The organism is Curtobacterium sp. VKM Ac-2922 (assembly GCF_022815645.1).
GTDB lineage: Bacteria > Actinomycetota > Actinomycetes > Actinomycetales > Microbacteriaceae > Curtobacterium.
Genome location: NZ_JALGRO010000008.1, coordinates 170,161 through 183,166 on the forward strand (window position 1 = coordinate 170,161; position 13,006 = coordinate 183,166).

Genomic DNA, 13,006 nt, shown 5'->3' on the forward strand with positions numbered 1-13,006 from the left:
CGGCCGCCGTTGTCCCCCGATGGCGCACGCGTCCGCGGGAACCGGCTGGCGCGTTGCGGGTCAGAGCACGGCCTTCGGGACCCGGTGCAGCGTCACCGACCCGACCGCGGCGAACGGGTGCAGCGGGTCGGGTGCGACCGATCCCGTGGGGCCGCCGAGCTTCGAGTCACCGACGGCGCTGAGCACCGCGTACGCGTCCTCGGCGCTCCACCCGTGCTCGTCGACCAGGAACGCGAAGGCGTCCTCGTACCCGCGGCGGACGCTCTCCTGCACGGGGTCGCCGAGCCCGACGAACAGCCAGGCGTCCTCGGTCTCGATGCGGGGCGCCCGGAGCGTCGGACCGCCCTTGACCAGGTCGACGGAGACGATGGCGGTGCCCTGGGCCTCGATCGCGACGAAGGACGACTCGCCCTCGGCCATGAGCGCGTGGATGTCCCCGATGGACAGCAGTGCACCGGGCACGCGGACGGGCAGGTACACGGTGGAGCCGGGGCGGGCCTCGGTGACGTCCATGTTCCCGCCCTCCGGGTACGCCGGCATGATCGTCGAGTTCTCGCCCTCGGCGGGCGCCGTGCCGATGCAGCCGATCATCGGGCGGACGGGGAACCGGTGCCGGTCGGACACCTGCACCATGCCGTCCTCGATCGGGCAGCGGCGCGCGAACACCGTGTCGCCCATCCGGTGCTGCAGCGCGCCCGACCCCGGCAGCGACACGGACCAGCCGTGGGTGGTGAGCTCGATCGCGTGGATCGTCACCAGCAGGGTGTCGCCCGGTTCGGCCCCCTCGACGGACACGGGGCCGGTGACCGGGTTGATCGGTGCCTGCAGCTGCGCCAGGTCGTGGTGGTCGTCGAGCTCCGCGTACACGGCGTCCGTCGTCTCGAAGCCGATCGTCTCGCCGGTGCCGGGCGTCACCCGCAGCACGGGCTGGCGATCGGCAGCGAAGCCCGGGCGGCCGAGGGTGTTCGGCAGGAAGTGGTCCGGGGTCATGCGACGTCTCCCTCGGCGCCGACCTGGGTGGACCGGCCGGTGCGACGGTAGTACAGGAACACGCCGGCGCCGACGACCAACCAGACGATGCCGCCGACCTTGGCCTCGACCGCCGCGTTGAGCAGCACGTACCCGATGATCAGGAACCCGATGAGCGGTACGACCAGGTGCAGCAGCCAGTTGCGCGAGTGGCCCTTGACCATGTGGTGCACGAACACCGACACGTGCAGCAGCATGAACCCGAACAGGGCGCCGAAGTTGACCAGGGACGAGATCGTGTCGATCTGGCCGACGAAGAACAGCACCAGGACCGCCGACAGCACTGACACGACGATGATCGCGTTCTGCGGGACCTTCCGCCCGTTCAGCCGGTGCAGGAAGGCGGGCAGCTGCCGGTCGCGGCTCATCGAGAAGAGCAGCCGGCTGGTGGCGGCCTGCGCGGCCATGGCGTTCGCGATGCCGACGGCCAGCACGTTGACGGCGAAGAAGGCCGTCGCCCACCCGCTCGAGGACGCCTGCTGCACGATGGTGAAGAACGCGTTGCCGGCCTCGCTGTCCGAGAACGACGCGCGGCCGCCGGCCAGGGCGCTGGCCAGCCAGGTCTGCACGACGAACAGGAACGCCACGATCACGAGCGCCAGGATCATCGCCGTGCCCGCACCGCCGCGGCGTCCGGTCGACTCCTCGGACAGGGTCGAGATGCCGTCGAAGCCCAGGAAGCTCAGCACGGCGATCGACAGGGCCGAGGCGATGAGCGGCGCGGACACCTTGGCCGGGTCCCAGACCTGGTCGGTGCTGAACGACGCGTCCGGGACGGTGCCGCCGGTCAGGGCCGTGACGGCGATGACGACGAAGACCACCACGAAGACGAGCTCGATGAGCAGGAAGACGCGGTTCGCCAGCTTGAGCGAGGACACCCCGAGCAGGTTGATCACGGTGTTGATCGCCACGAACACCAGCGCCCACAGCCACCGCGGGGTGCCCGGGAAGATCCCGACCATGCTCTCGGCCGCGAACACGTACAGCAGCGTCGGGACGAGCAGGTAGTCGAGCAGGATCGCCCAGCCGGCGAAGAAGCCCGCGGTGGGGTGGATGCCCCGGCCGACGTACGAGAACACGCTGCCGGCCAACGGGATCGACTTCGCCATCTGCGCGTAGGCCAGCGCGGTGAAGATCATCGCGACGAGGCCGACCAGGTAGACCAACGGCACCATCCCCGAGGACGCGTTGTAGACGGTGCCGAAGATCGCCCACGGGGCGATCGGCACCATGAAGACCAGCCCGTAGATCAGCAGGTCGGTGGTGGAGACGGAGCGCTTGAGCTCCTGTTTGTAGCCGTACGCCTCGAGCTGCTGCTGCGCGGAGAGCTCGGTGTGCTGCTGCGACATGTCGGGTTCCGTTTCGTGGGAGGGACGGTGCTGGGGTGGGGGTGGGGGTGGGACGGGACGGACGGGAGGCTCGTGGCGGGGTCCGGCAGGGGCCTCCAGGCCGGTGGGGTGGTCGGCTCAGTCGTCGTGCGCGGCCAGGAAGGCCGCGACGACCCGGCGGAACTCCGCCGGCTGTTCCAGGTGCGAGCAGTGGCTCGCGCCGGCGAAGACGTGCTGGTGCACGTCGGCGATGCGCTCGACGAACGGCGCCCACGTGGCGGGGGTGGCCTCGTCGTGCTCGCCGGCGACCACCAGGGTGGGGACCGTGACGGCGTCGAGCCGGTCGACGACCGTCCAGTCGCGCATCGTGCCGATGACGTGGAACTCGTTGGGGCCGTTCATGGTGTGGTAGACCGTCGGCTCGGCCTCCATCTGGGTCTCCGAGTCGACGAAGTCCTGCGGCATCGGGACGACACGGCACACGTGGCGCTCGTAGAAGACCTGGGTCGCGGCCAGGTACTCCGGGTCGTCGGTGGTGCCGGCGTCCTCGTGCCGGGTCAGGGCGTCCTGCACGTCGGCGGGCAGCTGCGCGCGGAGCTCGGCGGCCCCGTCGACCCAGAGCTGCATCGACGCGGGGGAGTTGCAGATCGCCAGGCTGCGCAGGTGTGCGGGCTGACGCACCGCGATCTCGGCGCCGAGCATGCCGCCCCACGACTGTCCGAGCACGTGGTGGTCCCCGAGCCCCAGGTGAGCCACGAGTGCGGTGTACTCGTCGACGAACAGCTGCGGCTGCCAGAAGTCCGTCGGCGCGTCCGGGCGGTGACTCGACCGGCCGCAGCCGAACTGGTCGTGGTGGATGACGGTGCGGCCCGTCTCGTCGACCAGGGCCGCCAGGTTGCGCAGGTAGTCGTGCGCCATCCCGGGGCCGCCGTGCAGGACGACCAGGGGCAGGGCGCCGAGCGTCGGGACGTCGGGCTCGGTGATCCGGTACCAGGTCTCGCCGTCCCGGAAGGGCATGGTCGCTTCGGTGGTGCTGGGCATGCGGGTCAGCATGGACCCGGAAAAGGTCCCAGGCAAGACCTTTTCACCTGCTTTAACCTGGCCGTAACAGGGGAAGGCGGGTGCGGGTGTCCGATCGAGGGACCGAGACGCGGGTCGACGAGGTCGAGGACCGGCTGGTCACCGCCGTCGCCGTGGGCGAGTACCTGCCCGGCGCCGGGCTGCCCCCGGAGCGGGAACTCGCGGCGCTGCTGGGCGTCGCACGCGTCACCGTGCGCGGGGCACTCGCGCGGCTGGTCGACCGCGGACTGCTCGAGACCCGCCGGGGTCGCGGGGGCGGGACCTTCGTCCGGACCCAGTGGCCCGACTCGTCGTCCCAGGCGGTCGGCCGCGTGCTGCTGGCGCGGTGGGCCGGCATCCAGGACACCGCCGACGCGATCGCGTTGCTGCACGGGGCCCTGGCGACGGCCGCAGCCGAGCGTGCGACGGCGGTGGACGCCGGGACCATCCGGGCGCACCTGGCCTCGTTCCGTGATGCGGCCTCCGGGCTCGAGAAGCAGCAGGCCGACGCGTTGCTGCACCGGGCGATCATCGACGCGGCGCGCAACGACGCCCTGCGCACGGCGCTCGCCACGTTGGAGTCGCAGATCTCGATCGCAGCGCCGGCGCACCTGTGGGGGATGGTCGACGGCATGGCCGACATGGAGCAGCGTGCGCTGCGCGAGCACGAGGAACTCGTCGACGCCGTGTGCGACGGTCGGGCGGCCGAGGCGGGCGTGATCGCGCGCCGGCACGTCGGGATCGACGTCGAGCTGCTGGAGCGCGCGATGTTGCGCGCGGGGCAGGTGCCGCAGGGGTAGCAGCGCTGCGCCGTGCGTGCTGCCCGCCGCCCGCTGCCCGCCGCCGAGACTCGGCCAGGCGGACAGTTTCCGGCGTACGGACGCCGAAAACTGTCCGCCGGGGCGAGTCTCGGCAGCACGCTCGCGCTGCTGCGCGGCCGTGGGTAGGGTGTCGAGCATGCAGTGCCGCTGAACCGTCTCCGATCCCCACCCGCGCCGACTCCCGGCGCCCTTCGAGAGGTTCACCATGTCCGCACACCTGCCCCTGGTCGGCAAGACCGCCCTGGTCACCGGCGTCTCACGGCGCCGCGGCATCGGGTTCGCCGTCGCCACCGAGCTCGCCACCCTCGGGGCGAACGTCGTCATCCACCACCACCGGCCGCACGACCTCGACCTGCCGTGGGGTGGTGACGACCTGGACGCGGTCCGGGACGGCGTGCGCGGCGCACTGGTCGAGGGCGCCCGGTTCGCGGACGTGTCCGCCGACCTGTCCGACCCCTCGACCGTGCCCGAGGTCATCTCGGCCGCGGCGGCACTCACCGGCGCGATCGACGTGCTGGTGTGCAACCACGCCAAGAGCGGGGACGACGGCAGCATCCTCGACATGACGCCCGAGCGGCTCACCGCGTTCTGGGAGGTCAACACGCGCGCGACGATGCTGCTGACCGCTGAGTTCGCCCGACGTCGCGCACCCGTCGCCGAGGAACCCCGACGCCCGGGGGACCGGATCGCGGGGAACGGCCCGTACGCCGAGGCCCAGGGGCACGTGTTCTGGATGACCTCGGGCCAGATCCACGGTGCGATGCGCGGCGAGGTGGCCTATGCGGCGAGCAAGGCCGCCCTGGCCGGGGTGACCGCCACGGTCGCCGCGGAACTGCTCGAGCTCGGGATCGTGCTCAACACGATCAACCCCGGACCGGTGAACACGGGCTACATGGACCCCGAGACCACCGACCGGTCGCTCGAGGACCTGGAATCGTACGTCGCGAGCACCCCGTTCGGGCGGGTCGGGCGGCCCCAGGACCCGGCAGCGCTCATCGGCTGGTTGGCGACGGCGCGCGGCAGCTGGGTCGTCGGACAGGTGCTGACCTCGGACGGCGGGTTCGGGCTGTGAGTGCGGACGCCGACCGTGACGTGCTCGAGCTGCTCGAGTACGCGGCGGCGCGTCTCGTCGAGCGGATGGTGGGGCTGACCGACGACGAGTGGTCGTGGAGGCCGGTACCGGGCGACCCGGACGTGTCGATCCGGTGGCGGCTCGACCACGTCACCGCCACGCTCACCGAGGAGCGGAACCGGACCTGGCTGGGCAAGCCGACCCGCGCCGAGGGCGACTCGGCCCGGCCCGTGTCCTCGGCAGCTGCAGCGCGGGCGGCGCTCGGCGACGCGATCGCCGCGTTCACCGACCTGGTGCGCGAGCGGGCGGGCACGCTCGGTGAGCCGATCGGCGCCGTCGCCGGACCGTACGGTGATGCGACCCGGCGGTCGTTCGTGCTGCACGTCGTCGACGAGCTCGTCCACCACGGTGCCGAGGCGGCGCTGCTGCGGGACCTGTACGCGGGTGGTGCTGCCGGGCAGCCGTCGACCTGATCCGTGTCCGTCGGCCGCGGGTGTGTTCCGTGGTGGTCAGGGCCGGGCCGGATCGTCGTCGTCCTGGCCGTCGGCGAACGCGTACGAGCCACCGTCGAGCGTGCGCACGAGCAGTCCCAGGTCGACGCCGTCGCGCCGGATGGTCGACACGTCGGCCGCGAACATGGCGATCGCGGCGTTCAGCACGGCTTCGGGGACGTTCGTGCGTCGCCCCAGCCGCTGCGCCACGGTGTCGAGGACCGCGGTGCAGACGCGGTGCCGTGCGGGCTCGTTGACGGGCAGCGGGTCGATGCGCTCGAACTGCAGGAGCGCCGAGGGGTCGAGCAGGTCACGCAGGCCGGCGGCGGTGTCGCGCAGCAATTCCTGGTCCACGGAGCCGTCCGTACGGATCCAGTCGAAGTGTGCGAGTGCCTGCGGCGCACGGTCTGGACCGGCGGTCCCTGCTCGGGTGACGGCGTCGCGCAGCTTCGGGTCGGCCAGGACTGCGGCTGTCTGTCGTGCGCGTGCGAGGGCGTCGCGGTGTCGCTTGCTCATGGTGACCATGATGGCCCGGGTCGCAGCCGCCGCGGACCGGGGGGACGGCACGAGCGGCCCGGCGACGTCCGCCGGACCGCTCGTCCTGGACGCTGCGATCAACCGCAGTGTGACTTCCACACCAGCGGGAAGTCGAACCAGTAGCCGCGCCCGCATCCGCCGCTCTTGATGAACTCAGCCGCGCCGGCCACGAGTGCGCCGAGCGCCGCGCACGACACCTTCGACAGGTCGAGACTGATGCACACGGCGGCCAGGTAGACGCCGGCGCCGACGGTGATGATCACCCGGACGACCTGCCCGGAGATGAAGTACTCGTGGTTGTTCCACCAGTGCTTGCTCTCGGTGATGCCCCCGGCGGCGCCGGTGCTCGCGGCCGGTGCAGACGTGACCTGACGGACGTCGTTCCTGGTGAGGTGTCCCGCGGTGGACTCGGCGGCCGTGGTGCTCGAGGCGTCGAGGTCGGCCCACGGGGCGACCCGGTGGCCGTTGGCTGTGAACCCAGTGGTGGCGAGCTGCTCGAGCGCCGCTGTCGAGACCCGACCGGCGTCGAGGTCGGCGGCGACGGTGCCACGCTCGATCGAGGTGATGACGGCGGTCTGCGCGGCGGTGTGGTGGTCGGCGGCGTCAGCGAACGCTGCGGGTCCCGGCGCGACGAGGACGGCGAGCAGCGCTGCCGCCGTGACGACGGCGGCCGCGAGCAGGTTCTTCGGCGCGCGTGTGGTGGTGCGTGGTCGGACGGAGTGTTCCATCATCGGAGCCCTTCGAGATCCTGATCGGGTGACGATCACCCGGCACCGATGGTCCGGTCGGCGGGCATCGACCAGGCAACCAGCCGAGGGCGTCGACACGAACCATGGGGTCCGGCCAGACGAACGTCTGATGAAACGGCTCTCAGTGCAGCGTGCAACTCCACCCCGCCGGAGGCCTCGGGGCTGAGCGTCCTCTCGGCCCCGGGGCAGTGTGCCGACGAAGCCCTGGGAGCCGTGGGAGGTGTCTGTCCTGCTCCATACGATCGTCTTGCGAAATCGATGTCACCCCGAACGGAACGAGGCGGTCTTGACCACACAACCGATGCACTGGAACGACCACGTCCGCCAGCAGGCGGTGGAACGGCTCGGCGATCCCGGCGGGATGGTCGTCGCGCCCACGAAGGTCGGCTACATCGTCATGACGACTGATCGCCGCGGCCTCGAGCGGAAGTTCGACGCCAAGCAGCGGCCGCTCTCGAAGCCCGGCGTCGTGCTGGTCAGCTCGCTCGAGATGCTGCACGAACTCGCCGAGACGAATCCCGAGATCGACGCCCTGTACCAGCGGTGCTGGGACGAGGACGTGCTGCTCGGGTGCATCCTGCCCTGGCGCGCGAGCGGCGAACGGCGCATCCCCGCGGACGGCTCTCGCGAGCTGGTGATGGACGCCCGATCGACGTCGTGCTTCGTCATCCGGTTCGGTGTGCCGGCCGAGGCGATCGCGCGCGACCTGTGGGAGCGGCACGGTCTGCTGTCGTTCGCCAGTTCCGCGAACCCGTCCGGGCAGGGCAACCGCGGCGTGCTCGCCGGCATCGGGGAGCGCATCTCCGCCGCTGCCGACCTGCTCGTCGAGGCGGACGACTACGTCGCGTCGATCCAGCCGGACCGTGATGCGGACACCCGGTGGGAGCAGGGCGTCATGGTCTCGATGGTCGACCAGGACGGACACCTGGTCCCCGAGCAGCACGGGGCCCGGTCGGTGACGCCCGCGCCGTCGCTGATCCGGAAGGGGCTCGACCTCGACCGCATCATGCGGTTCCTGTCCGACCGGTTCCCGAGCTGGGACCACCGCCACGGCCAGTACCACTGAGCCGTCCGACGACTCCGCCTCCCCGACGCACCGAGCCACATCCCTGAACCGTCGCTCTGGAAGGACATCGTCATGCCTGTTCCTCGTCTCCGCACACCACTCCGGCGTTCCCGCCTCGTCGCGATCAGCGCAGCGCCCCTGCTGGTCACCTGCGCCGTCCTGGGGGCCACGCCGGCCGCGTGGGCGGCACCGACGACCACATCCGATGTCGCCGCGCACCACGCGGTGACGGTCACCCTGTCGACCCAGATGCGTCGACAGGGTGACGTCGTGACCTCGGTACTGCTGCAGGGGCCGGACCCCGTGACCGGTCGGCCCGGGTGGTCGCGCTGCGTCGACCTGCCGCAGTCCGGGCTGCCGGTCTGGACCAGCCTGCAGGTCCGGCTGGCGTACCCGGCGACGTACACGACGTCGGCCTACAGCGACTTCGCGTGCTCGAACGGGTACGACTACCGCTGGTCGACCGGCCCGATCTCGACACGGCTCCAGCACTGGGTCGTGTACACGTTCCGCTCGCCGAAGATCACCCTGCGCTGAGCCGCACACCCGGGCGCCGCACGACCGCATCGGCCGTGCGGTGCCCCGGGAGTGGGTCGCACGCGCGTGGTCAGCGCCGCGGACCGCCCACCCGTCCGGCGAAGCGGTACCGGAAGTCAGCGTCGCCGTCGACCGTCACGACCAAGTCGTAGTACCCCCAGGCATCGAGCGGCCAGTCGATCGCGGTCCGGCCACCGTGCCCGGCACGGGCCGTGGCCCGGTGCGTCACGAAGTCGTTGGCCACGACGGTGAAGCGCACCTCGGGACGTCCCGCGTTCTCGAGCACGACGCGGAGGCGTGGGGTACGACCCGGGATCTGGTCCAGCTGGGCGTGCGGTACGGCGACGTCCGTGCCCGACCCCGCCACGACGGTGCCGGCGAACCGCCGCAGGAACCGGTCCGGTCCGTACACGCTGACGTCGTACCGCCCGGCGGTGGCAGCCGTCTGCCACGTCCACCGGGCCTCGGCCCCGCCGGCGAGCGTGTGCGGTGTCGCGGCGAAGGGGAGCGCGGTGTTCGGGTACACCAGGTGGCAGACGCCCTGGTCGCCGTCGTTGCCCATCACGACCGTCACGATCCCGGAGGCACGGTCGACCGTGACGTCCGCGCGCTGGCGGTAGGGGAGCGGCCGACGACGGACGACCCCCGTCTCCTGCACCGGCATGACCTGGGCACCCGGAGCGGGCTGCTCGATCGGAGGCTTCGCCGCGTCGGCGTCGGCCGCGGCGACGAGCGTGGCGGTGTGCGTCAGGTCCGGCACCACGTCCGTTCCGGGAACCGAGGTGTCGGGCGCGGTGAAGTCGAAGCAGCTCAGCAGGTCACCCGACACGGTCCGGCGCCAGGTGGAGATGTTCGGCTCGGTCACCCCGGTCACGTGCTCGAGGAACCGGATCACCGACGTGTGGTCGGCGACCTGCGAGTCGATCCACCCGCCGCGGCTCCACGGCGACACCACGGTCATCGGGACGCGGGCACCCAGGCCGACGGGCAGCCCCTCGACGTACTCGTCCGGAGTGCCCGGCTCGGGGAACGGCGGGACCACGTGGTCGAAGTAGCCGTCGTTCTCGTCGTAGTTCACCAGCAGCACCGTCGAGGCCCAGGTCTCCGGGTTGCTGAACAGCGCCTGCACCACGGCGTTCGTGAAGTGCGCGCCGTAGTCCGGGCTGGCGGCCGGGTGCTCCGACCAGCCGTACGGCGCGACGACGTAGGAGACCGTGGGGAGCGAGTTCGTCGCGCAGTCGCGCCCGAAGTCCCCGAGCAGGTGCCCGACGTCGAGCCCCTTGCCCGAGTTCGGCTTCCACCCGTCGTGCAGCCCGCCCTGCGTCGCCAGGGCACGCCTGGCCGGGTCCGTCGACGCGAGGGCGTCGTGGTACTGCTGGAACAGCCACAGCGGGTTGTCGCCGTAGTCACCGACGTACGGGTCGCTGCCGCTGTCACCGACCTCGTCGTTCGCGTACGTCTTCCACGACACCCCCGCGGCGGACAGGCGCTCGCCGTACGTGCCCCAGCGGTACACGGGCTCGTAGTCCGCCGGGTTGTCCGTCGCCGGACCGCCGAGGCCGCCGCTGGCGTTCACGGTCGCGCTCCACTGGTACAGGCGGTTCGGCGTGGTCGGCCCGTTGACCGAGCAGTGGTAGTCGTCGCAGATCGTGAAGGCCCGGGCGAGCGCGCGCTGGTACGGGATGTCCTCGTCGGTGAAGTACCCCATCGTCTGGGCGCTCTTGGCGTCGACCCACCGGTCCCAGGCGCCGCCGTTCCACGCGGTGTGGCCACCCGACCAGGAGTGGTCGAGGCCGCCGGCGTTCTGCGCGTTGTACTTCGTGGTGTCCAGGCGGAAGGGCAGCATCACGCCGCCGTCGGTGCGGGCGGGCGCGGGCTGGTGGAACACGTCGCCACCGCCGGGGAACTCGAGCGCCTGCTTGTCCGAGAACCCCCGGACCCCGGGCATCGTGCCGTGGTAGTGGTCGAACGACCGGTTCTCCTGCATCAGCACCACCACGTGCTGCACGTCCCGCACGGTGCCCGTCCGACGTGCCGTGGCTGCTGCGGCGGGCGCTGCTCCGCGACCGAACGACGCACCCGCGGCGACACCGGCGGTGATGGCAGCGGCTCCGCCGAGCAACAGGGTCCGACGACTCAGGCCGGAGCGGACCGTCTGGGGGTGCGTCGCGTCGGGCGTGAGCGGTGGGGCGGCGAGGGGACCGACGGCGGGAGCGTGGCGCTCTGGCTTGGAGGTGCTCATGGTGCAACTGGCCTTCCTGATCGAGGACGGGACGTCGTCGACCAGGAGAGTGGCGTGGACTGAACCGGGCGTTGCGCTGGTGTGACGCGCGGGCGGCGAGCCCATGAGAGTCCTCGGAGTGTCGCCACGCCCCCCGCTCTGGGGCCCTGCCCTGCCCCGCCGTCAGTTCCTGCGGTTCCGAAACATCCTCACGCAACCACCCCGAGGAGCGGAACCACATGACCATCACTGCCCCGTACCCGACGTTCGCCGGTCCGGTCACGTTCCCCGAGCCTCCCGTCCGACGGCAGCGCGTTCCCGCCCGGCCGCAGCTGCCGGAGTCCGGTGACGCTCTGGTGCGCCGCGCCGTGGCCGGGGACGACCGCGCGTTCGCGACCATCGTCCGACGCAACGCCGAGCTGTTGCGCGGGGTCGCGACGCGGATCCTGCGGGGCTCGAGTGAGGCAGACGACGTGGTGCAGGAGACGTTCATCGCCGCCTGGCGTCACCTGGACGGCGTGACGGACGGTGACGCGATCACGGCGTGGCTCGTGACGACGGTCCGACGACGGGCCTTCGACCGCCTGCGGAGCGCGGCGGTGCAGCGGCGTGCCGACCTGGACGAGTCCGTGCCGGCATCGTCCGAACTCGCACCGGGTGACGTGGCGGAGCGGGCCTCGTTGGTCGTGGCCGCGCAGCGCGTGCTCGACGGCATGCCGGCCGTGCAGCGGCGCTGCTGGGAGCTCCGGCACCTGGAGCGACACTCCTACGACGACATCGCCGAGGCGATGGGGCTGCCCAAGTCGACGGTGCGCGGGCTGCTGGCGCGCGCCCGGGTCGTGGTGGAACAGGCGCTCGCGCCCTGGCGGTGAGCGGTCCGTGCCCGCTCCGTCAGTTGATGCGGAGTTCCGTGACCATCGGGCAGTCGAACGGGTCGCGGGCGCTCAGCCCGACGCGGTTGAGGTACCGGACGACGATGCCGTAGGACCGCAGCAGGGTGGTCTCGGTGTACGGCACGTCGAGGGTGTCGCAGTGTGCGCGGACCAGATCGCGGGCCTGGCGGAGGGCTGGGCGGGGCATCGACGGGAACAGGTGGTGTTCCACCTGGTAGTTCAGGCCGCCCATCAGGAACGACACCCACCAGCCGCCGCGGATGTTGCGGGAGGTGCGCACCTGCCGCGAGAAGAAGTCGACCTTGGCGTCGTGGGCGATCGTCGGCATGCCCTTGTGGTTCGGGGCGAACGACGCGCCCATCATCACGCCGAACACGGCGAGCTGCACGCCGAGGAACGCGCAGGCCATGCCGAACGGCAGGAACCAGAAGACGACGGTCAGGTAGATGGCGAACCGTGCCACGAGCAGGACGCCCTCGGTGATGCGGCCGCGCGGGTCCGGCCGTCCGTCGGCGCCGCGCAGCACGGAGACGACGGCGTGCCGGTGCAGGTTGATGCCCTCGAGGGTCAGGAGCGGGAAGAACAACCACCCCTGGTGACGGATGACGGCGCGCATCGGACCCGTGACCTTCGCCGCGTCCTCGGGGATGAAGACCACGCCGTCGGGGGCGATGTCCGGGTCCTTGCCGACGGTGTTCGGGTTGCCGTGGTGGCGGGTGTGCTTGTTCATCCACCACGAGTAGCTCAAGCCCACCACGAAGGTGCCGAGGCCGCGTCCGGCGCGGTCGTTCCACTTGCGCGACTCGAAGACCTGACGGTGCGCCAGCTCGTGCGACAGGAACGCGAACTGGGTGAAGATGATCCCGAGTGCCCCCGCGACGATCAGCTGGAACCACGAGTCACCGAGCATCGCGAACGCGACCCAGCACGCGGCGAGTGCCACCACCAGGCCGGCGAACATCGACCAGTAGAACCCGCGGCGCCGGCGCAGCAGCCCGGCGTCCTTCACCTGGGCCAGCAGCGCGGCGTATGTCGAGGTGCCGCCGGTGCGCTTGCCGTCGCCCGGACCGGTGGACCGGTACGGGCGGGCAGCCGGAGCCTGGGTGGACAGAGGCAGCTCGGTGGTCATGGTTCTCCCTGGTCGTCGTCCGGCCGGTGGCCGCAGGTCGGGCGGCCGGGGGCTGGGGCTGCATCCACCACGCT

Annotated in this window: 13 protein-coding genes; 6 read left to right on the plus strand and 7 right to left on the minus strand. The window is 71.6% G+C overall.

Annotated elements, in window-relative coordinates; genetic code table 11:
• Positions 1-60: 60 nt before the first annotated feature.
• From MT346_RS11220 to MT346_RS11230, 3 genes are all read right to left on the minus strand, one after another.
• Entirely contained in the window at positions 61-990 is a 930-nt protein-coding gene (locus tag MT346_RS11220; RefSeq protein WP_243563148.1) for an acetamidase/formamidase family protein, read from the minus strand.
• The gene (locus MT346_RS11225; protein WP_243563149.1) at positions 987-2,378 is read right to left on the minus strand and encodes an APC family permease; all 1,392 of its coding nucleotides are present in this window, start codon (positions 2,376-2,378) and stop codon (positions 987-989) included. Before MT346_RS11225 ends, MT346_RS11220 begins: the two co-directional genes overlap by 4 nt.
• 117 nt (positions 2,379-2,495) lie before the next feature.
• Positions 2,496-3,398, minus strand: a complete 903-nt coding sequence (locus MT346_RS11230; RefSeq protein ID WP_243563150.1) for a proline iminopeptidase-family hydrolase — start codon at positions 3,396-3,398, stop codon at positions 2,496-2,498.
• 86 nt (positions 3,399-3,484) lie between these two features.
• Here MT346_RS11230 and MT346_RS18425 point away from each other — a divergent pair, with 86 nt between their 5' ends.
• The 3 genes from MT346_RS18425 (at position 3,485) to MT346_RS11245 (ending at position 5,782) form a co-directional block, all read left to right on the plus strand.
• A complete protein-coding gene (locus MT346_RS18425; RefSeq protein WP_243563151.1) occupies positions 3,485-4,216 on the plus strand; it encodes a FadR/GntR family transcriptional regulator in 732 nt (243 codons plus the stop codon).
• A 226-nt stretch (positions 4,217-4,442) separates the two neighbouring features.
• Entirely contained in the window at positions 4,443-5,309 is an 867-nt protein-coding gene (locus tag MT346_RS11240; protein WP_243563152.1) for an SDR family oxidoreductase, read from the plus strand.
• Complete coding sequence (locus MT346_RS11245; protein ID WP_243563153.1) at positions 5,306-5,782, plus strand: DinB family protein; 477 nt, start codon at positions 5,306-5,308, stop codon at positions 5,780-5,782. The genes MT346_RS11240 and MT346_RS11245 overlap by 4 nt, the downstream gene beginning before the upstream one ends.
• 36 nt (positions 5,783-5,818) lie before the next feature.
• Here the strand turns inward: MT346_RS11245 and MT346_RS11250 are convergent, their stop codons facing one another.
• Both MT346_RS11250 and MT346_RS11255 read right to left on the minus strand, forming a co-directional pair.
• On the minus strand, positions 5,819-6,316 hold the full coding sequence (locus MT346_RS11250; RefSeq protein ID WP_243563154.1) for a DUF2087 domain-containing protein: 498 nt from the start codon (positions 6,314-6,316) through the stop codon (positions 5,819-5,821).
• A 98-nt stretch (positions 6,317-6,414) separates the two neighbouring features.
• Positions 6,415-7,068: a hypothetical protein gene (locus MT346_RS11255; protein WP_243563155.1), complete on the minus strand. Its 654-nt coding sequence runs from the start codon at positions 7,066-7,068 to the stop codon at positions 6,415-6,417.
• A gap of 304 nt (positions 7,069-7,372) precedes the next feature.
• On the opposite strand from MT346_RS11255, the gene MT346_RS11260 reads away from it, so the two are divergent.
• A complete protein-coding gene (locus MT346_RS11260; protein WP_243563156.1) occupies positions 7,373-8,152 on the plus strand; it encodes an L-threonylcarbamoyladenylate synthase in 780 nt (259 codons plus the stop codon).
• 72 nt (positions 8,153-8,224) lie between these two features.
• Positions 8,225-8,689 carry a hypothetical protein gene (locus tag MT346_RS11265; protein ID WP_243563157.1) on the plus strand — a complete coding sequence of 155 codons (465 nt, stop codon included), beginning with the start codon at positions 8,225-8,227 and terminating at the stop codon, positions 8,687-8,689.
• Between the two features lie 70 nt (positions 8,690-8,759).
• Here the strand turns inward: MT346_RS11265 and MT346_RS11270 are convergent, their stop codons facing one another.
• Positions 8,760-10,931, minus strand: a complete 2,172-nt coding sequence (locus tag MT346_RS11270; protein WP_243563158.1) for a phosphocholine-specific phospholipase C — start codon at positions 10,929-10,931, stop codon at positions 8,760-8,762.
• Positions 10,932-11,149: 218 nt separating this feature from the next.
• Between MT346_RS11270 and MT346_RS11275 the strand changes: the two genes are divergently transcribed.
• Positions 11,150-11,782, plus strand: coding sequence for an RNA polymerase sigma factor (locus tag MT346_RS11275; protein WP_243563159.1), 633 nt, complete (start codon positions 11,150-11,152; stop codon positions 11,780-11,782).
• A gap of 19 nt (positions 11,783-11,801) precedes the next feature.
• On the opposite strand, the gene MT346_RS11280 is transcribed toward MT346_RS11275, so the two are convergent.
• A complete protein-coding gene (locus MT346_RS11280; RefSeq protein WP_308221894.1) occupies positions 11,802-12,932 on the minus strand; it encodes an acyl-CoA desaturase in 1,131 nt (376 codons plus the stop codon).
• Positions 12,933-13,006: the final 74 nt, after the last annotated feature.

What these genes read in the sequence shown, in the direction of transcription:
- MT346_RS11270 (WP_243563158.1), bottom strand. Translation starts at nt 10,931, where the DNA reads ATGAGCACCTCCAAGCCAGAGCGCCACGCTCCCGCCGTCGGTCCCCTC.
- MT346_RS11275 (WP_243563159.1), top strand. Translation starts at nt 11,150, where the DNA reads ATGACCATCACTGCCCCGTACCCGACGTTCGCCGGTCCGGTCACGTTC.
- MT346_RS11220 (WP_243563148.1), bottom strand. Translation starts at nt 990, where the DNA reads ATGACCCCGGACCACTTCCTGCCGAACACCCTCGGCCGCCCGGGCTTC.
- MT346_RS11265 (WP_243563157.1), top strand. Translation starts at nt 8,225, where the DNA reads ATGCCTGTTCCTCGTCTCCGCACACCACTCCGGCGTTCCCGCCTCGTC.
- MT346_RS11240 (WP_243563152.1), top strand. Translation starts at nt 4,443, where the DNA reads ATGTCCGCACACCTGCCCCTGGTCGGCAAGACCGCCCTGGTCACCGGC.
- MT346_RS11280 (WP_308221894.1), bottom strand. Translation starts at nt 12,932, where the DNA reads ATGACCACCGAGCTGCCTCTGTCCACCCAGGCTCCGGCTGCCCGCCCG.
- MT346_RS11225 (WP_243563149.1), bottom strand. Translation starts at nt 2,378, where the DNA reads ATGTCGCAGCAGCACACCGAGCTCTCCGCGCAGCAGCAGCTCGAGGCG.
- MT346_RS11255 (WP_243563155.1), bottom strand. Translation starts at nt 7,068, where the DNA reads ATGATGGAACACTCCGTCCGACCACGCACCACCACACGCGCGCCGAAG.
- MT346_RS11250 (WP_243563154.1), bottom strand. Translation starts at nt 6,316, where the DNA reads ATGAGCAAGCGACACCGCGACGCCCTCGCACGCGCACGACAGACAGCC.
- MT346_RS11230 (WP_243563150.1), bottom strand. Translation starts at nt 3,398, where the DNA reads ATGCCCAGCACCACCGAAGCGACCATGCCCTTCCGGGACGGCGAGACC.